The 18,287-nt window shown below is 70.9% G+C and carries 18 protein-coding genes and 1 pseudogene; 3 read left to right on the top strand and 16 right to left on the bottom strand.

Annotated features, from left to right (window positions below):
- Nucleotides 1–50 precede the first annotated feature (50 nt).
- Both CPZ01_RS02115 and CPZ01_RS02110 read left to right on the top strand, forming a co-directional pair.
- On the top strand, nucleotides 51–404 hold the full coding sequence (locus CPZ01_RS02115; RefSeq protein WP_004598213.1) for a helix-turn-helix transcriptional regulator: 354 nt from the start codon (nucleotides 51–53) through the stop codon (nucleotides 402–404).
- Between the two features lie 48 nt (nucleotides 405–452).
- A complete protein-coding gene (locus tag CPZ01_RS02110) occupies nucleotides 453–809 on the top strand; it encodes a hypothetical protein (protein ID WP_096393205.1) in 357 nt (118 codons plus the stop codon).
- 25 nt (nucleotides 810–834) lie between these two features.
- Here CPZ01_RS02110 and CPZ01_RS02105 read toward each other — a convergent pair whose 3' ends face one another.
- The 13 genes from CPZ01_RS02105 to CPZ01_RS02045 all read right to left on the bottom strand — a co-directional run bounded on the left by CPZ01_RS02105 (nucleotide 835) and on the right by CPZ01_RS02045 (nucleotide 14,671).
- Nucleotides 835–2,613: a Na(+)/H(+) antiporter subunit D gene (locus CPZ01_RS02105; protein ID WP_096393204.1), complete on the bottom strand. Its 1,779-nt coding sequence runs from the start codon at nucleotides 2,611–2,613 to the stop codon at nucleotides 835–837.
- Nucleotides 2,610–4,730, bottom strand: coding sequence for a proton-conducting transporter transmembrane domain-containing protein (locus CPZ01_RS02100; protein ID WP_096393203.1), 2,121 nt, complete (start codon nucleotides 4,728–4,730; stop codon nucleotides 2,610–2,612). Before CPZ01_RS02100 ends, CPZ01_RS02105 begins: the two co-directional genes overlap by 4 nt.
- Complete coding sequence (locus CPZ01_RS02095; protein ID WP_096393202.1) at nucleotides 4,727–6,400, bottom strand: proton-conducting transporter transmembrane domain-containing protein; 1,674 nt, start codon at nucleotides 6,398–6,400, stop codon at nucleotides 4,727–4,729. Before CPZ01_RS02095 ends, CPZ01_RS02100 begins: the two co-directional genes overlap by 4 nt.
- Complete coding sequence (locus CPZ01_RS02090) at nucleotides 6,393–6,971, bottom strand: cation:proton antiporter subunit C (protein ID WP_096393201.1); 579 nt, start codon at nucleotides 6,969–6,971, stop codon at nucleotides 6,393–6,395. The genes CPZ01_RS02095 and CPZ01_RS02090 overlap by 8 nt, the downstream gene beginning before the upstream one ends.
- Complete coding sequence (locus tag CPZ01_RS02085; RefSeq protein ID WP_096393200.1) at nucleotides 6,971–7,780, bottom strand: MnhB domain-containing protein; 810 nt, start codon at nucleotides 7,778–7,780, stop codon at nucleotides 6,971–6,973. The genes CPZ01_RS02090 and CPZ01_RS02085 overlap by 1 nt, the downstream gene beginning before the upstream one ends.
- A complete protein-coding gene (locus CPZ01_RS02080; protein ID WP_096393199.1) occupies nucleotides 7,777–8,367 on the bottom strand; it encodes a DUF4040 domain-containing protein in 591 nt (196 codons plus the stop codon). Before CPZ01_RS02080 ends, CPZ01_RS02085 begins: the two co-directional genes overlap by 4 nt.
- Nucleotides 8,364–8,696 carry a monovalent cation/H(+) antiporter subunit G gene (gene mnhG, locus CPZ01_RS02075; RefSeq protein ID WP_096393198.1) on the bottom strand — a complete coding sequence of 111 codons (333 nt, stop codon included), beginning with the start codon at nucleotides 8,694–8,696 and terminating at the stop codon, nucleotides 8,364–8,366. Before mnhG ends, CPZ01_RS02080 begins: the two co-directional genes overlap by 4 nt.
- On the bottom strand, nucleotides 8,693–8,998 hold the full coding sequence (locus CPZ01_RS02070) for a cation:proton antiporter (RefSeq protein WP_004598222.1): 306 nt from the start codon (nucleotides 8,996–8,998) through the stop codon (nucleotides 8,693–8,695). The genes mnhG and CPZ01_RS02070 overlap by 4 nt, the downstream gene beginning before the upstream one ends.
- Nucleotides 8,995–10,236, bottom strand: coding sequence for a monovalent cation/H+ antiporter subunit E (locus CPZ01_RS02065; protein WP_096393197.1), 1,242 nt, complete (start codon nucleotides 10,234–10,236; stop codon nucleotides 8,995–8,997). The genes CPZ01_RS02070 and CPZ01_RS02065 overlap by 4 nt, the downstream gene beginning before the upstream one ends.
- 218 nt (nucleotides 10,237–10,454) lie before the next feature.
- Complete coding sequence (gene coaBC / locus CPZ01_RS02060; RefSeq protein ID WP_096393196.1) at nucleotides 10,455–11,624, bottom strand: bifunctional phosphopantothenoylcysteine decarboxylase/phosphopantothenate--cysteine ligase CoaBC; 1,170 nt, start codon at nucleotides 11,622–11,624, stop codon at nucleotides 10,455–10,457.
- A gap of 517 nt (nucleotides 11,625–12,141) precedes the next feature.
- Nucleotides 12,142–13,299, bottom strand: a complete 1,158-nt coding sequence (locus CPZ01_RS02055) for a DUF63 family protein (protein ID WP_096393195.1) — start codon at nucleotides 13,297–13,299, stop codon at nucleotides 12,142–12,144.
- Between the two features lie 102 nt (nucleotides 13,300–13,401).
- Complete coding sequence (locus CPZ01_RS02050) at nucleotides 13,402–13,851, bottom strand: Lrp/AsnC family transcriptional regulator (RefSeq protein WP_096393194.1); 450 nt, start codon at nucleotides 13,849–13,851, stop codon at nucleotides 13,402–13,404.
- 55 nt (nucleotides 13,852–13,906) lie between these two features.
- On the bottom strand, nucleotides 13,907–14,671 hold the full coding sequence (locus CPZ01_RS02045; protein ID WP_096393193.1) for a 4-phosphopantoate--beta-alanine ligase: 765 nt from the start codon (nucleotides 14,669–14,671) through the stop codon (nucleotides 13,907–13,909).
- Nucleotides 14,672–14,791: 120 nt separating this feature from the next.
- On the opposite strand from CPZ01_RS02045, the gene CPZ01_RS02040 reads away from it, so the two are divergent.
- A complete protein-coding gene (locus CPZ01_RS02040) occupies nucleotides 14,792–15,028 on the top strand; it encodes a hypothetical protein (protein WP_096393192.1) in 237 nt (78 codons plus the stop codon).
- A 79-nt stretch (nucleotides 15,029–15,107) separates the two neighbouring features.
- Here the strand turns inward: CPZ01_RS02040 and CPZ01_RS02035 are convergent, their stop codons facing one another.
- The 3 genes and pseudogenes from CPZ01_RS02035 to CPZ01_RS02025 all read right to left on the bottom strand — a co-directional run bounded on the left by CPZ01_RS02035 (nucleotide 15,108) and on the right by CPZ01_RS02025 (nucleotide 18,236).
- A complete protein-coding gene (locus CPZ01_RS02035; protein WP_096393191.1) occupies nucleotides 15,108–16,808 on the bottom strand; it encodes an acyl-CoA mutase large subunit family protein in 1,701 nt (566 codons plus the stop codon).
- A 93-nt stretch (nucleotides 16,809–16,901) separates the two neighbouring features.
- Nucleotides 16,902–17,729: pseudogene (locus CPZ01_RS02030) on the bottom strand (universal stress protein); the annotation flags it as partial.
- 66 nt (nucleotides 17,730–17,795) lie between these two features.
- The gene (locus tag CPZ01_RS02025) at nucleotides 17,796–18,236 is read right to left on the bottom strand and encodes a universal stress protein (RefSeq protein WP_096393189.1); all 441 of its coding nucleotides are present in this window, start codon (nucleotides 18,234–18,236) and stop codon (nucleotides 17,796–17,798) included.
- Nucleotides 18,237–18,287: the final 51 nt, after the last annotated feature.

Here is an 18,287-nt window from a genome sequence, read left to right as displayed (position 1 = left end):
GCGTCCGACCGGAAAGCCAGTTTTAAGCGATTCGGGAGGCGTGAGAGAGTATGAGCGCGTCCGAAATCGAGTCCGACCTGTCGGCGGACGAGCGCGCCGGCCTCGAACTCATCCGCGAGACCGGCGGCATCCACCAGAGCGACTTCTGGAAGGAACTCGACGTCTCCTCGCGGAAGGGGAGCCGCATCGCCGAGTCGTTGGAGGAGGCCGGGGTCATCCAGCGAGAAGACACCGTCTACGACGGCCACAACACCTACTACTTAGAGCCCGCGCCGCGCGACCTCGACTTCTCGCTGCTTATGGCCGACGACATGCTCTCGCCGTTCATCGGCGAGGAGGAGGTCGACGCGCAGGCCGACGCCTTCTCGCAGTGGATGATGAACCTCGCGTACGAGGAGTACTGAGCGGCGACCGTCGCGGCTTTTATCAGTTTTCTCGCGGATCAGGCGTTCGTGAACCGATCCCTCCCGCTCGCGGCCGGCGTCGGTCTCCTCGCCGCGCTGGGCGTCTACCGGCTCGTCCCGTACCTCCCGACCGCCCTCGGCACGGCGGCCGTCTACGCCGGGGCCGCCTACTTCCACCTCGCGTTCGACGTGTCCCTGCTCGCGGAAGCTCCCCGGTTCGAGGACCGGACCGACCGGATCGGGTACGGACTGGGCCTCTTCGGCCTGAGCGTCACGCCGCTTCTGTTCGGCCACTACGCCGGCGGAGACGCCGCGGTCTTCGCCTTCGTGGTCGCGTTCTTCGGGGCAGTCGCCTTCCTCACGCTCAGCGAGCAGGCGCGGCGACAAGGCGACGAGGCGGCGTGAGCGGGCGAGGCAGTAGCGCCGCCCCTCAGATCAGCAGGACGGCGAACAGCGCGGTTCCGGCTGCGAGCGTCAGGAACAGCACGCTCCGGCCGATACCGGCGCGGATCTCGACGTCGATCCCGACGCGCGAGAGCGCCTCCCGCGGGTCGCTCGCCGTCCGCATCATCGCGCCCGCGATCGCCATCGTCGCGCGGTCGACGGCGGCCCACAGCTCCGTGACGCCCCACACTGAGCCCCGCCCGAGGTAGAACGCCGCCGGGAAGAGGACGGCGTCGACGTCGGGCATCCGATGAGCGAGCCAGCCGAGCGGGCGCTTCAGCGCGAAGAACCCGGCGAAGCCGGCGACCAGCAGCGCCGCGCTCTCGGTCAGGTGGCTCCGACTGTACGGCTTGAAGTACACCTCGTCGCTGAGGATGAGGTCAGTGAACGGCATCAGCTCGATCAGCTGGGTGTAGAAGACGCCGAAGAAGACGCACGCGCCCGCGGCCAGCAGCATCCCCGCGGTCTGGAACGGCGTCGCGTCGTCCGGCGACAGCGTCGCCGAGCCGTGGAAGAACACGTAGTAGCCGAGCTTGATGAACGACATGAACGTCCCCACGCCGCCGAGGACGAGCAGCCACCAGAGCAGTCCGCTGTCTAAGAGCAGGACGTAGTTGTGAATCTCGTGGGCGGAGTCGAGCACCATCCCCTTCGAGATGAACCCGTTGAACCCCGGCACCGCCGTAATCGAGGCCGCGCCGACGAGGTAGACGAAGAAGGTGACCGGCATCACGCGCCAGAGCCCGCCCATCTCGCGGATGTCCTCGACGCCGGTCCGGTACACCACGACGCCGACTGCCATGAACAGGAGGCTCTTGTAGAGGACGTTGTTGAACAGGTGCGCGAAGCCGCCGACGACGGCGAACTCGCCGACCGCCGTGGCGAGGCCGAACCCGGCGAGCATGTAGCCGAGCTGGGCCTGGATGTGGTACGACAGCAGCCGCCGCGGGTCGTACTGGAGCAGCGCGAAGAACGCGCCGTAGACGGCCATGAACCCGCCGAGGTAGGCGAGCCACATGCCGCCCTCGGGGAACGCGCGGTACATCACGTAGGCGGCGGTCTTCGTCGTGAACACCGAGAGGAACACCGACGCCGCGACGTGCGGGCGCGGGTAGGTGTCCGGCAGCCAGCTGTGCAGGAAGATGAACCCGCAGTTGATCCCGATGCCGACCGCCGCGAGCACCGTCGCGGCCGGGTCGATCCCGTTCGTCGCCGAGAACAGGAACGTGCCGGCGTTCGCGAAGTGAACCACCACGGCGGCGAGCAGGATGGTTCCGCCGGTGCCGTGGAACAGCGCGTAGCGGTAGCCCGCCCGCACCGCCTCGCCGCCGTGCTGCCAGACGAGCAGCGTCGAGGTGACCGCCGTCAGCTCCCAGAAGAAGACCAGCGTGAGCCAGTCGCCGGCGTAGATCGTTCCGAAGGTCGTGGCGACGTACAGCAGCGCGAACGCGGTCACCCACGTCGGCGCCTCGCTGCCGTAGGCGTACAGCACTGCGGCCGTCGCGAGGAAGCCGACGACGACCCCCATCAGCAGGGAGAACTGGTCGACGTTGAAGAACACCACGTCGAACCCGAGGAACGTCGTCGCGAGGTGCGCGCCCGTGCCGCCGTCGCCGAGCAGCACCGCCTGCGCGAACGTGAACGCCGTCGCCAGCGCGGCGACCGCGTGGCCCGACCGCCGCGGCAGCGCAAGCACCGCGAGCGCCGCGAACGCGAGCAGGACGTACGGCGGAAGCGAAGTCAGGAGCTCGGTCGACATAGTCACGGCCGAACCACCCCCTCGGGGAGCCGCGTGTCGACGATGAGCTCGATCAGCTCCAGGAAGCCCATCTCGTAGGGGATCACGCCGAGCAGCACCGCGAGCGTCATCGCGGCGAGGATCGGCCCGAGCGTGAACCACGTCGACTCGCGCCCGCGGAGCGCGTCGAGCCCCGCGATGTGCTCCCAGCCGCCCGCCGGCGGCCCGCCGTGGTGGTCGTCGTCGTGCGTGTCCGCGTCGTGCCCGCCGTGCGGCTCGTCGTCGTGGTCGCCGTGCGGGTCGTCGGGGCCGCGGCTCGACTCGGTCGGCTCCGGGGGGGCCTCGTCGGCGTCGGCGGTCTCCGCGTCGTCGGCCGCCTCGCCGCGCCCGGGACCGAACGGCACGTCCGCGTCGGAGGGGCGCTGGTCGACCGCGTAGTCGCCCGTGTCGACGCGCTCGGCCGGCTCCGAGAAGTCGCGCTCGCTCGCCGCGAAGTCCGGCCGGACGACGCCCTCCTCGTCGGTCGGGAGGTCGTCGAGATCGGCGTCGGGCACCTCGGACTCGTCGACGCCTTCGGCGGCGTCGGGCGTGGAGTCGTCGCCATCGCCCGCGTCCGCGACGATGTCGTCGACGTCCTCGCTGTCGTCACGGTTGTCGTCTTCACCATCGCCCGCGCGGCCCCCGTCTGTCGCCGCGGCGATCGACCGCGACTCGCCGCCGAGCGGGAAGTCGACGAGGGGTTTCGCGTCGTGGGCGTCCTCCGCCTCGAAGAAGGCGGTGTAGATCACGGGCCAGAAGTACGCGATGTTGAGCACGCCGGAGAGCAGCAGCGCGCCGGCGAGGTAGTACGCGACCGGGGTGAAGTTCATCCCCATCCGCACCCCGCCGATCAGCATGTAGTACTTGCTGACGAAACCGGCGAGCAGCGGTATCCCGGCCATCCCCAGCGAGGCTATCGTGAACGCCCCCATCGTCAGCGGCATCCGCTTGCCGATCCCGGCCATCTGCGAGATGTAGTCGGTGTGGGTCGACACGTGGATGTTGCCCGCACAGAAGAACAGGGTGAGCTTCATGAACGCGTGCGCCGGGATGTGAAGCAGCGCGCCCACGAGCCCGTACCAGCCGAAGAGGCCGAGCCCGAGGATGATGTAGCTCAGCTGGCTGATCGTCGAGTAGGCGAGCCGGCGCTTCAGGTGGTCCTTCCGCAGGGCAATGAGGGAGGCCGCGGTGAGCGTGATCGCCCCGATGGTCGAGAGGACGAGCCCGGCAGAGAACCCGAACGGCAGCGAGAGGTTGTAGACGAGCTCGGGCCCGAACACGTCGAGGACGACCCGGGCGACGCCGAACGCGCCCGACTTGACGACCGCGACCGCGTGGAGCAGCCCGGAGACCGGCGTCGGCGCCACCATCGCCTCGGGGAGCCACCGGTGGAGCGGCATGATCCCCGCCTTCACGCCGAACCCGATCGCGAGCAGGAAGAAGGCGAGCATCGCGAGCCCGGGGTCGGCGTTCGCGAGCTCCGCGATGCCGCCCGCGGTGAAGTCGACGGAGCCGGCGATCAGGTAGACGAGCGCGGTGCCGGCGAGGACGAGCACGCCGCCCCCGAACATCGTGTACGCGAGGTACTTTCGGCCGGCCGAGCGCGCCTCGGCCGTCTCGTCGTGCGCGACGAGCGGGTACGTGGCGATCGACAGCAGCTCGTAGAAGACGAAGATCGTCACGAGGTTGCCGGCGAACGCGATCCCCATCGTCGCGGCGAGCGACACCGCGAACGCTGCGAAGTACCGGGTCTGGTTCGGCTCGTCGAGCCCGCGCATGTAGCCGATGCTGTAGAAAGAGGTGATTATCCACAGCCCGCTCGCGAGGAACGCGAACAGCATGCCGAGCGCGTCCGCGCGGAGCGCGAACTCGATCGGCGCGCCGATGCCCGGGAGGAACGCTCCGGCCGACCACTCGAACACCGCGCCGTCGAGGACCGCCGGCAGCATCGACGCGACGATGCCGAACTTCGCGAGCGAGGCGACGAGCGTCCACCCCTCGCGGACGTTCGGCGAGCGGTACGACGCGACGATGAGGAACGCCGCGACGAACGAGACGAGGACCGCCAGTAGGGGTCGTGGGTCTGAGAGTACAGCGTCAGTCATGCGAAGGCCTCCGTGAGGAACGGGCCGAACCACTCCGCGAGCGCGAAGCCGCCGAAGCCGAGCGCGACGGTCGCCACCACCGCCAGTCCGAGCGCGAGCAGCGGCGCGGTCGGCACCCGGTCGGGGACGAGCGACGACCGCGGCGCGCCCTCGACGGGCGCGGGGAGGCCGTCGGCGGTCTTCGCGGGGGACGACTCTCCGCCGCCGGCCGTGGCGGCGTCGGCGCCGTCGGTCGCCGCGTGGTCATTTCCGCGGCCACCGTCGGTCGCCGCCCCTTCGCCCGCGCCGTCACCGCCGTCTCCGGCCGGCTCGCCGTGATCGCCGGGCAGCCCGGCCCCGCCGAAGTAGAACCGCTCCAACAGCCGCGCGACGTACGACAGCGTGAACAGCGTGCTGACGAATATCGCCCCCGCGACCGCGATCCCGACCGCGCCGCCGCCGACGAGGCCGGCGTCGACCGCGCCGACGCCGATGTACCACTTTCCGAGGAAGCCGATCGAGGGCGGGATCCCGACGAGCCCGAGGCCGAGGACGGCGAGCGCGCCGGACGTGTACGGGGCCGCGCGCGCGGCGCTCGCCAGGTCCTCCATCCGCCGGGTGCCGTAGCCGAGCGCGAGCAGGCCGATCCCGAGGAACAGGCCGAACTTCATGATTCCGTGGCCGATCAGGTGGACGATCCCGCCGAGCAGGGCCGTCTCGTTCGCCAGCGCGACGGCCGCGCCGATCATCCCGAACTGCGCGACCGAGGAGTACGCGAACATCCGCTTGAGGTCCGACTGCATCGCGGCGAGCGCGGAGCCCGCGACGATCGAAACGGTCGAGACGACGAGCAGCGCGGTGGCGATCCCCTCGTTGGCCGCGAGGAAGTCGACCGTGAACACGGTGTACGTCACGCGGATCAGCGCGTAGGCGCTCGTCGTCGAGACCAGCGCCGCGACGATCGTCGTGACCGAGTCCGGCGCGCGCTGGTAGGCGTCGGGCTGCCAGGAGTGGACCGGGAAGATGGCGATCTTCAGCGCCAGCCCGGTCACGATGAACGCGTAGCTCGCGCGGACGAGCGGGTCGCCGTAACCGGCCTGCGCGACGATCTGCTCTTGGACGGCGATCATGTTCAGCGTCCCCGTCGCGAGGAAGACGTAGCCGACGCCGAGCAGGTACAGCGAGGCGCCGACGGTCCCGACGACGAGGTACTTCAGCGAGGCGTACGCGCTCGCGCCCGACCGGTCCGCGGCGATGAGCGCGTACGTCGTCAGCCCGGTGATCTCTAAGAAGACGAACAGGTTGAACAGGTCCCCGGTGAGCACCATCCCCACGAGGCCGCCGACCAGCAGGAGGTAGGCGCTGTAGAAGGGGTTCCCCCGCGGGCCGGCGACCCGCGCGAACGCGAGCGTCGCGACCGACACCGCGGCGACGAGCAGCAGCACCGCCACCGACAGCCGGTCGGCGACGAGTTCGATCCCCACCGGCGGGAGGAAGCCCCCGAGCGCGTGGTCGAACGGGCCGTTGACGACCACCTCCGCCGCGATCGCGGCCGCGATTCCGGCCACGGCCGTCGTACCGACCGCGGCGATCGGCCAGCCGACCCGGTCGTACCGGAGCCCGAGCGCCAGCGGCAGCGTCGCCGCCACGATGGGGACGACGACCGCGAGCGGCAGGAGGACGTCAATCATCCGTCTCACCCCCCGTCTCGGGTGCGCCCGACGCATCGTCGGCGGCGGGCGCCCCGTCGGCGGCCGGCGCACCGTCGACGCCTGCCGCCCCGTCGGTGCCCGACACATCCGGCGACCGGCGCGACGGGATCGACCCCTCGTCGCGGAGCAGTTCGCGGAGCGTGTCGGTGCGCAGCGTGCCGTACTCGTCGTAGATCCGGATGCACAGCGCGAGCGCGACCGCGGTGAGGCTCACGCCGACGACGATGGCGGTGAGCACGAGGACGTGCGGCAGCGGGCTCACGTAGAGCCCGCCCTCCGGACCGCCGGTCGGGACGATCGGGATCGATCCGCCCTCGACGTACGCCGAGGCGATGAACAGCAGGAAGATCGCCGTCTGGAACAGGTTGAGTCCGATGATCTTCTTCACGAGGTTCGGGTTCGCGATCATCATGTACAGGCCGATGCACAGCAGCAGCGCGAACGCGACGTACGCGTGTCTCGTCGTGAGGATGTCGACGGCGCTGGCGGTAGCGGCGAGCGCCGAGACGGCGGTTCCGGCGAGGTCGACCGTACCGAGGGGAGCGGACACTACCGCTCACCCCCGTCGGTCGCGGCCGGACCGGACGCTCCCGGGTCCGACCGACCGTCGTCGGCCGAGTCGGAAGCGCCGTCCGCCGCGTCGTCGCCGGCGGTCGATTCGTCGGCTCCGTCGGGGCCCTCGCCGACCTCGTCGTCGAACGCGTCCGCGTCGGCGAACCCGCCCGCGTCGCTGAACCCCTTCGCGAGGACGAAGAACAGCCCGATGAGGACGCCGGCGACGATGGTGCCGATCCCGAGGATCTCGACGCCCTCCATCCCGTACTTCACGGGGTCGGGGATCGGGAGCAGCTCGTACTGGAGGAACGCGCCGCCGAGCGCGACCGGGACCAGCCCGATGCCGGCGAACACGAGCGCGCCGCCGACCGCGAGCGCGACGACGACGGTGTTCGCGAGCCACTGCCGGGTCGCCTCGATGCCGAACGCGAACGCGATCATGAACACGACCGCGGCCACGATGGCGCCGCCCTGGAACCCGCCGCCGGGCGAGCCGGCGCCGTGGAAGGTGACGAACAGCCCGTAGGTGAACGCGAACGGCGCGACGATCTTCACCGTCGGCATGATCACCTGACTCTCCGTGTACGGGGTCCCCTGTCGGCGCTCCGAGTCGAGGCGGCCGTCGCTGCGCGGCGGCCGGTCACGGCCGAACCCGCCGCCGGAGGCGAACTCGGAACCGGCGGCGTCGCTGGTTCCTGCGGCGTCGGTATCGGTGGCATCGCTGGCTTCTGCGGCGTCGGCGTCGGCAGCGGCGCCTGTGTCGGAACCGGCGCCGGCGTCGACGCCGGAGTCTGTGCCGCTCATGCGAACACCTCCCTGTGGAGGACGATGAGGGCGGCGATCCCGGCCGCGAACACGACGACCGCCTCGCCGAACGTGTCGAACCCGCGGAACGCCGCTAACACGGCCATCACCGTGTTCTCGACGCCCGTCTCCGCGTACGTCTCCGCGATGTACCACTGGGTCACGTCCGGGTTCGACCAGATCGGCGCGTCCCGAGAGCCCACCGCAGGAATGTCGCCCATCGTGAGCATCAGTCCGGCGAACAGCAGGCCGGCCGCGCCGGCCGCGGGCAGGTTCACCGACTCGAAGGCGGCCTCGTGGTCGAGGCGGGTCGTCTTCGCGAGCGTCAACAGCAGCAGCACGGTCGTGACGCCAGCGGAGATGGCGGCCTCCGTCATCGCCACGTCCGGCGCGCGGTAGAACGTGTACAGCGCTGCCATCCCGAGGCTGTACGCGCCGAAGATGATCACCGCCGCGAGCACGTCGCGCGCTAAGGCCGTGAACAGCGCGGTCAGCACGACGAAGGCGAACAGGCTCGCCTCGACGGCGGTGATCTGCGCGACCACCGGCGCGCCGAGGGGGGCGGCCGACGCGAGCGCGCCCGTCATCGGCGGTCGTCCCCCTCGATCCACGGCACGGTTCCCTCCTCGAAGGCGGCCCGGGCGATGGCGTGGGCCGCGGTCGGGTTCGTCACGAAGATGAAGAACAGCAGGAGCACCGACTTGAAGCCGGACCCCGCCAGCCCGACGGTGAGCGCGACGGCCGCGAGGCCGAACCCCGCGCCGAGCGTGTCGGCCTGCGAGGCGGTGTGCGCCCGCGAGTAGACGTCCGGCAGCCGGAGGACGCCCACCATCGAGACGAACGAGAAGAACAGCCCGAGCAGCGTGAGCGCGACCACGAGCCACACGCGAGCCGTCTCCACGGGGGCGGCGGTCACAGCACGCCACCCCGCTCGACGGTGAACTTCGAGATGGCGATGGCCATCAGGAAGTTCAGCAGCGCGTACACTAAGGCGATGTCGAGGAACGTCGGCTCGCCGAGCGCCGCGCCGAGGATGGCGAGGATGACGACGGTGTTCGTCCCGAGGACGTTCACCGCCAGCACCCGGTCTTGCATCGTCGGCCCGACGACCGCGCGGTAGAGCATCCCGACCGCGAGGACGGCGAAGCCCGCGGCCGCGACGAGCAGGAAGTCGCCGAGCGTGTAGCCGGCCGCGAGCGAGGCGTCCACGAGGCTCATCGGTCGGTCACCTCGTCCCCGTCGCTCGGGTCGTCGGTCGGCTCGGCATCGCCGCCCGGACCGTCACTCGACTCGGCCTCGCCGCCCGATCCCGGGTCGCCCCCGTCGGCGGCGGCGATCGGCAGCTCCTCGGTGGCGTCGGGGCCCTGGAGGATCGCGACGTCGTCGCGCTCGCGTGGGGACGGAAGCCGGGCCGCTCGGCGGCCGTAGTAGACGAAGCGCGTCCACCGTTCGAGGGGGCCGTCGAACAGCCCCTCGCGGGCCCACGGGACGAGCGAGTGGACGTAGAGGTCGCTGTCGCGGGCGCGGACGGTGAGCGTCCCGGGCGTCAGCGTGATCGAGTTCGCGAGCGTCATCAGCGGGAGCCCGCTCCCGACGATCACGCGCATCCGGTTCAGCGTCGGGTCGATCGGGAGCCGCGGGTCGAGGATGACCCGGGCGACGACGAGGTTCGCCTTCACGATCTCGAACAGCAGCACGGGGACGTAAATCACGCCGCGAACGATCCGCATCGGGGTCCGCGGGAACGCCGGGTTCGAGTCGAGGCTCACCCGCGAGAGGGTGATCGAGACGACCGCGGCGGTCGCGACGCCCGTCACGGCGTCGAACCAGTAGGTCGGGTCGCCCAACAGGAGATAGAAGGCCAGCGAGAGCCCGAACAGCGCCACGAACCGGCCGGTCGTGGCCTCGGTTCGGAACCGCTCCCGGCGCGTCGGTCGGTCGACCGGCGCGGTCTCGACCGACAGCGGCGTGTTCGAGAGCGCGAACTCCAGCGGCTGGAGAAGCGTCGTGTTCCCCACCGGGGTGTACTCGGGGTCCAAGACGACGCGGTCGGCGCCGTTGTCCTCGGCGTACTCCGCGAGGACGCGGACGTAGTCGTCGGCGCCGAACAGGTAGCCGTCGGCCCCGAGCACCGCCGTGACGACCTCGACGTCCGGGGCGGCGGTCTCCTCGGAGTCCTCCAAGTCGGCTCTCGCCCACGCCGCCGCGCGTTCGAGCACGCGCTCGGCGGCGGCGGCCCGTTCGTCGCTCTCGGGGTCCCCGTTCCGCCACGAGGCGATCTCGACGAGGTGGACCGCGGACGCGCCGTCGGCCGCGGCGGCCTCCGCGACGTGGGCGATCGTCGAGCGCAGCGTGGAGCTCGGCTCGACCGGAACGATGACCGCGCCCGCACCGGAACCGACCGTCGCCTCCGCGTCGGGAGCGGAGTCGCCGGCGGGCGGATCGGTGTCAGCCACCCACCACACCTCCCACGGGGTCGTGCGTGACCGTCTCGTTACACATGAATGGTTCTACCCGAGTGGTTACTCTACCGCCCCAAAACAGTTTGTATCCGCGGTAACCCTGCCGGGGCCGGGCGATACCGTCCGCGCGGTTCGCGGTCGTCGCGGGGCGGCACGGAAGCGTCGAAGGGGCGGCGCGGAAGCGTCGCGGAGGCGATCGCTCCGGCCGCCCCTCACCCCGACGCGTCGAGCGCCGCCGCGAGCCGGTCGGCGATGCGGCCGGCGACCGCGTCCTTCGAGCCGGCGGCCTCCTCCGGGTCGGTCCCGTCCTCGCCGACCAGCAGGACGCGCGTCTCGTCGCCGCCCATCACGCTCGCGTCGTTCGCGACGACGAACGCCAGCCCGACCCGGTCGCGGATGCGCTCCGCCTCGGAGACCATCGCCGCGTCGTCGCCCGACGTCTCGGCTTTGAACCCGACGATCGGGAGGTCCGGGTACGCCTCGCGCACCGAGTCGATGAGCTTCGGCGTCGGCTCCAACTCGACCGACAGCGGCGACCCCGACCGGATCTTCTCGTCGACCGCGTCGGCGGTGAAGTCGGAGATGGCGGCCGCCGACACCAGCGCATCCGCGGTCGCCGCGGTCCGCCGACAGGCCGCCATCATCTCGTCGGCCGTCTCCACGGCGACCACGTCGGCGTACGGGACCTCGGGGCCGTCCTGAACGAGCGTCACCCGGGCGCCGCGGACGTAGCACGCCCGCGCCACCGCCCGGCCCGTCTTCCCCGACGCGCGGTTCGTCAAGATCCGGATCGGGTCGATCCGCTCCTTCGTCGCGCCGGCGGTGACGACGACGTGCGTCCCGGCGAGCGTCTGCGGCGTCGTCGCGCGGGCGACCTCGGTGACGATGTCCCCTTCGGCCGCGATCTTCGCCTTGCCCTCCTCGATCCGCGGGTCGGCGAAGCGCACGCCCCACGACTCCAGTTTGTCGAGCGCGTCCAGAACGCCCGGGTGGTCGTACATCGGCTCGTGCATCGCGGGCGCCATCACGACCGGCACGTCCGCGCCCAAGGCCGTCGTCGCGCAGGTCGTCACGGGCGTGTCGTCGACCGCGGCCGCGACCTTCCCGGCGGTGTTCGCGGTCGCCGGAGCCAACAGCAGCACGTCCGCCCACCCCTCGCGGCCGCAGAGCTCCACGTGTTCCACGCTCCCGGTGATCTCGGTGACGACGGGCTCGTCGGTCGCGAAGTCGACCGCCCACGGGTGAATAATATTCGTCGCCGCCGGGGACATGACGGCGCGCACGCTCGCGCCGTGCCGGCGCAGTTCGTGCGCGAGTTCGACGACCTTCACCGCCGCGATGCTCCCCGAGACGCCGAGCGCGACGTTGACCCCGTCCAGCATTACCGAGACCGTTCCGCGCCCGACGGCTTATAAGATGCCGTTGCGGAATGGGGTCGGATGACCAAACCACCGCGACCCCCAGAAATAGCTTATAAATGATCGGCGGTGGCGTCGCCGGCGGCAGAGCCGCCGGCTGCAAGAGGCGCGTCGCGCCTCCCTGCGTGCCGACGAGCGCCCGACAGGGCGCGAGTCGCCCGCGCGAGGGAGTCGCGGCCGCTCAAAAGCGGCCGCGACGAGGCTGGGGAGGCGTGAGGCGCTGTGCGGTGCTGTGCGGGGCGGGACTCAAAGGGGCAGCCGGGAGGCGGGCGCAGGCGAAGCAAGCACCGCAAGGAGCGAGCAGCGCGAGCGACTGAGGAGCACAGCGAGCGTGCGCCCGCCTCCCGGCTGGGGCTTTGGAGGAGTTCGCCGCCGGTCTGTAGTCATCGATTTATAATCAAGTGGCTGGGAATCTGTCGGCGTCCTCGGAATGCCTCCCGCCGGTCGCTTATAAATAAACGACGTAACGGGAATACGATATTTAAACCCCAAACGTCGCGCGCAGCATGTCCCGCGTTCCGGGTCCGAGCCCCACGGCCAACACCGTAATAAGCAGCAGCAGCGTGTACCGCGGCGACTCCTCGTACATCTCGCCGTTGAACACCCAGACGACGAACGTCGCGGCCGCGAGCTTCACGAGGAGGAAGGGCCACGCGTCGCCGGTGACGGCGAGGATCGAGTCGGGGAGCAGGCGCCCGGTCCAGTCGACGATCAGCGCGTTGACGACGTGCTTCGGCACGAGGTTCGGGGTGCCGGTCAGCGCGGGCATCCAGTTGAGCCCGATCACGTTCGCGACGCCGTCGATCGCGTGCCCCCAGATGATCACGATCCCCGCCGCGCCGGTCCCCTGCCGGATCGTCGGAATCCGCCGGGTCGCGATCGCCCACGTGACCGCGGTCGCGGCCGTCGCGATGACGAGCGTCGGGACGAGTACCTGCGGGTAGAAGGTGACGTAGTCGGTCGTGGCCGCGAGATAGGACAGGTAGCCGACCGCGAGCGCGAGCCCCGCGGTCCCCGACGCGAACAGCGGGCGCGCGTAGTCGTCGACGATGTCCCTGCGTTCGAGCCCGTACGCCGCGAGGACGCACGCGAGCGTGAACAGGAACACCGTGAAGTAGATGAACGGGCTGATCAGCACCGCACTGGCCGGGAAAGCGATTAGGGGTTCGACCCCGGCGTCGGTCGCCGCCACGCCCGCGTCCTCGACCGTCCGCATCGCCCCGCCGAACAGCATGAACGGGAACAGCGCGTAGAAGAACCGGAGCTCCGTGGCGATGTCGAGCCGGCGGAGCAGGAAGACGACGCCGATCAGCATCGCCAGGAGGATCACCACGTAGCTCACCGTCGAGAAGGTGGTGTACCCCGGCGACGCGACGACCTCGCCGGCGCTCCGCGCCGCCTGACACGCCGCGCTGCTGCCGAGCAGCTCCGTGGTGCCCCCGGCCTCTCGGACCGCGCACTGCGCGCCCTCGCCGTCGGCGACGACCGGCCCCCAGAAGTAGCGCCAGAGGAACCGGTCGTAGACGACGCGCGGGAAGACGACCGACCCGACCGCCAAAAGCGCCGTGACGCCCCCGACGACCGCCGCCCACGCGCGCTCCGGCGACGGGTCGAACCCGTCGGCCACTCCTGTGCTCATGGTCACCGTTCGGGGAGGTCCCGAGTTGAGCGTTCCGGTCGCGCACGAGCGGGACGGTCGCACACGAACCGGACCGCCGGACGCCGCCCGCCACGCGTCCGCCTACAGCGGCGGCCCGGGCTGCTCGTAGTCGGTCCCGAGGATGACCATCGTCTGCGAGCGCGAGAACCCCTCGGTCTCCGCGATCCGATCGAACATCAGCTCGCGGAGCCGGTCGGTGTCGGCCGCGACGACCCGGAGGATCACGTCCCACTCGCCGGTGGTGAGGTGGATCTCGCGCACGCCGTCGATGCCGCGGAGCCGGTCGAGCGCGTCCTCCTCGCGACCCTGCTCGACGCGCAGGCCCACGAACGCGCCCACTCCGTACCCGACCGCCTTCGGGTCGATGTCGGCGTGGTACCCCCGGATGACGCCGGCCTCTTCGAGGCGACTCACTCGGTCGTGGACGGTCGCACTGGACATGTCGATCCGGCGCGCGACCTCCGAGAACGGGGTCCGCGCGTCCTCCTGGAGGATTCGCAGGATCGCCCGGTCCGTCTCGTCGAGTTCCATACCGACTGTTAGGGGCGGCGCACGCTTTTGCCTTCCGGCGGGGGCGACCGTCGAACTACTCCGGGTCCGCGTCCGCGAACGACCCCTCGCGGATCGCCGCCTCGGCCGCGTCGAGCGCGGCGTCGGCGTCGAACTCGTCGCCGATCCGCTCCAGTTCAGCGGGCGTCGCGTCCGCGAGGTCCTCCGCGTGCGCCGTCACGTTCGGCACCGCGCGCAGCAGGTTGTCGACGATCGGCACGTCGGCGGTCCGCGGCGAGCGGCTTCCCGGGTTGAGGTCGACGACGATCTCCGTCTTCCCCATCGCGTCGAGCGCGGCGGCGCGGTCGCCGTCCTCCAGGGGGACCACGACGACGTCGGCCGCCTCGATCCCGTCGGCGTCGACGACGCCGCGCGCGTGGTCGAGCCCGGGGATCTCGCCGTCCCCGGCGAGTCCCTTCACCTCCTCGGCGCCGTGCTCGCGGAGGTGGTCGGCGATCCGGCGGACGCGCTCGTCGGTGTGGTTGAACAGGTTCACCTCCAGGTCGGCGCCGACCGCGTCCGCGAGGGCGACCGTCTCCGCCGGCGCGAGCGCCGCGACGTTACCGTTGACCGAGATCACGGGGCGGTCGGCGAGCAGGAGCGTCGCGGCCGCGGCGCGCGCGGCGTCGTCGGCGCTCGGGAGGGTGCGCTCGCCGAGGAGGTAGTCGAACGCCTCCCCTCTTCCCTGCGCGATCAGCCCCTGCTTCGAGGTGATCCCCTTCTCCACGCCCGCCTCGATCCGGTGGCGCGTCACGAGCGACGCGTACCGCGGGTGGTCCTCGGGGATCTCCGTCTCCGTCATACCCGAGCGAGGCGACGGGCCGATTAAAATGGACCGTTCGCGGCCGGGTGACGGGTGCGTGCGGCCGCGCCGCCCACCCGGACAACTGTTAACAAGGAACACTACGTAGCTCGACTCGGGATGGACCGCACAGGCAAGTACACGGTCGTCGACGCGTGTAACGACCACGGAGCGATCACGCTCCGCGAATACCCGCGCAACGGGACGCTGTACGTCGTCGAGTACGACGACCCCGACGTGGAGGCCGAGCTGTCGTCGCTCGACGCCGGCTCGGTCGTCGAGCTCGACCTCCGGCGGGCGGGCCGCCGGGGTAACGCGTGGTGCGCGGAGTCCGCGCGGCCGGTCGAGACGGCGTAAGGGAGGTCTCGTAGCGCCGCCCGCGCTCCCTCGCGGGACCGCCGTCGGTCCGCCCCGTTTCACGCTTCCTCGTCCGCGGTCAGGCGACGCCGATCCGCTCGCGGTACGCGCCGTGTTCCGCCTCGAACACGCCCATGATCTCGCCCATCGTCGCGTACGCCTTCACCGCCGCGACGACCGCGGGCATGACGTTCTCGCCGGCGTCGACGGCGTCGCGGAGGTCGTCCAACGCGGCCTCGACCGCGTCGTCGTCGCGCTCGGCCTTCACCGACTCCAGCCGGTCGAGCTGGCGCTCCCGAGTGGTCTCGTCGACCTTCAGCAGGTCCGGGCGGGTGTCCTCCTCGATCTCGTAGGCGTTGACGCCGACGACCGTCTCCTCGCCCTCGTCGACGCGCTCCTGGTACTCGTAGGCAGACTCCTGGATCTCGCGGTGGAAGTACCCCTGCTCGATGCCGCGGAGGACGCCGTCGCGCACGGAGCCGTCGCCCATCTCCTTGATCTCCTCGATGTACGCCATCGCCTCTTCCTCCGTCTCGTCGGTGAGGCTCTCGACCGCGAAGGAGCCGCCGAGCGGGTCGACGATGTCGGCCGCGCCCGACTCCTCGGCGATGATCTGCTGGGTGCGGAGCGCGACGCGCACGGCCTGCTCGGAGGGGAGCGCGAGCGCCTCGTCGAAGGAGTTCGTGTGGAGGCTCTGGGTGCCGCCCAGCACGCCCGCCAGCGCCTGGATCGTGACGCGCGCGACGTTGTTCAGCGGCTGCTGGGCCGTCAGCGACTGCCCCGCGGTCTGGGTGTGGAACTTCAGCCGCTTCGACGCCTCGGCCTCGGCGCCGTACCAGTCCTCCATGACGTTCGCGTAGATCCGGCGCGCGGCGCGGAACTTCGCGACCTCCTCGAACAGCGAGTTGTGCGAGTTGAAGAAGAAGGAGAGCTGCGGGGCGAACTCGTCGACGTCGAGCCCGCGGTCGAGGCACGCCTCGACGTACGCGAACCCGTCGGCGAGGGTGAAGGCGAGCTCCTGGACCGCGGTCGACCCCGCCTCGCGGATGTGGTAGCCGGACACCGAGATGGGCTTGAACTTGGGCGTCTCCGCGACCGCGAACTCGATCGTGTCGGTCACCAGATCGAGGGAGGGCTCCGGCGGGATCACCCACTCCTTCTGCGCGATGAACTCCTTGAGCATGTCGTTCTGGAGGGTCCCCCGAAGCTCCTCGCGCGGAATCCCGCGACGGTCCGCGAGCGCGACGTACATCGCGTAGATCACCGGCGCACTCGGGTTGATCGTGAAGGAGGTCGACACCTCGGCGAGGTCGATGCCGTCGAACAGCACCTCCATGTCGCGTAAGGTGTCGACCGCGACGCCCTCTTTCCCCACCTCGCCGAGCGACATCTCGTCGTCCGAGTCGATCCCCATCAGCGAGGGCATGTCGAAGGCGGTCGAGAGCCCGGTCTGCCCCTCGTCGATGAGGTAGCGGAACCGCTCGTTGGTCTCCTCGGCGGTGCCGAACCCCGCGAACTGCCGCATCGTCCACGTGCGACCGCGGTACATCGTCGGGTAGACGCCGCGGGTGTACGGCGGCTCGCCCGGGAAGCCGAGGTCCGTCTCGTAGTCGAGGTCCGCGACGTCCTCGGGGGTGTAGAGGCGGTCGACCTCGCGGTTCGAGACGGTTGCGAACCGCTCCTTCCGCTCGCCGTGGCGGTCGAGGGTCGGGTCGAGCGTCTCCGCCTCCCACGACTCCTTCGCCTCGCGGATCTCGGAGAGCTCCTCGTCGTCGTACATACCCCCGGGTACCCGCCGGTCGCGTATAAATATTCATTATATTCTGAAAGGAGGCGTCGGCCCGGGTGGCACTCGTCGACTGAACCCGCGCCCTCAGCGCCCGCCGAACAGCCGCTCGCGGAGCGACCGCGACGAGGGGGACTCCGCGAGCAGCACCGGCGCGTCGAGCCGCTCGATCGCCGCGGACGCGAGCGACCCGCGGACGACCCGCGAGAGGAGCCCGCGCTCCGTGGCGCCGACGACCACGAGGTCGTACCCCGCGCCGACCCGTTCGATCGTCGTTCCGACGTCGCCCGCCTCGATCCGCAGGTCCGCGTCCACGAGCCCGTGGCCGTCGGCCCAGTCGGCGAGGAACTCGCGACCCGACTCCTCCTCGCCCTCGTCGACGACGTGGAGCAGCGACACGTCCGCGCCGGAGACGTCTCGGAGCGCCAGCGCGACCTCCGCGGAGAGGTCGGAGGAGGGCCCGCCGGCGGTCGGCACGAGCACCTCAGAGAGGTTCAGCTGCTGGCCGTCCAGCACGAGGAAGTCGCAGGGGAGGTCGCGGGCGACTTCGTCGAGCGACCCTTCGACGCGCCCGCCGGCGAACCGGGCCCCGCCGTACCCCATCACGACGGCGTCCGCGTCGTTCGTCCGCGCGGCGTCGAACACCTCCTCGATCCCGCGGTGCGAGAGGATCGTCTTCGTCTCGACGGGCGCGTCGAACGCCGCGGCGTCGTCGACGGCGGCGGCGAGCAGCGCCTCGGAGGAGTCGTCGAGCCGCTCTCTGTTCTCCGCGGCCGTCTCCAGCGACGTCTGGTCGGGAACGGTGACGACGTGGACGGCGAGGAGACGGCCGCCCCTGTGCTCGGCAAGGGCGCCGGCGAGCGCGACGAGCGCACCCTCCGTCCGCGGGTTCGAGAGCGCGACCATGACGGTAGGGCGGTCGTCGGTCGGCGTCATCGGTCGGACCCGGTCAGCGCTCGGAGGCGAGGCGACTTCGGCCCCTCATTCGTCCGCCTTCGCGCGCGGGAGCGCGACGACCGGAACCGGCGCGTCGGTCACGAGCTCGGTCGACAGGTCGCCCGAGAGAAACTGGACGAGGCGGTTCCCGCCGCGCGAGCGGTACGCGATCGCGGTCGCGTCTACCTCCTCGGCGGCGTCGAATATCGCCTCGACCACGTCCCGGGCGTACGCGGTGTGTTCGCTCGCGTCGGGAAACACCGTTCGGACCGCCGCGTACGACTCGGCGGCCAGCTCCTCCGACTGCTCGACGGGCGTCTTGTCCGGCACCCCGTCGCCCTTCTCGACGACGTGGAGCGCGGTCACCCGCTCCGGGTCGTACGGTTCGAGCGCCCGCGCCGTCGCCAGCGCGTCGTCCTCGTTCGCGACCGGGAGGAGCGCGTGGCCGAGCAGGTCCTGACCGCCGGCGTCGTCGGAACTCGTCATACGGACACCACTCTCCTCGTCGGTTATGAAGATACGCTCTCGGAGCCGGGT

It is taken from the genome of Halorubrum trapanicum (assembly GCF_002355655.1).
In the GTDB taxonomy this organism is placed as follows: Archaea; Halobacteriota; Halobacteria; order Halobacteriales; family Haloferacaceae; genus Halorubrum; species Halorubrum trapanicum_A.
Note: the sequence above shows the minus strand (reverse complement) of the source record. Positions and strands in the feature narration are given on the sequence as shown.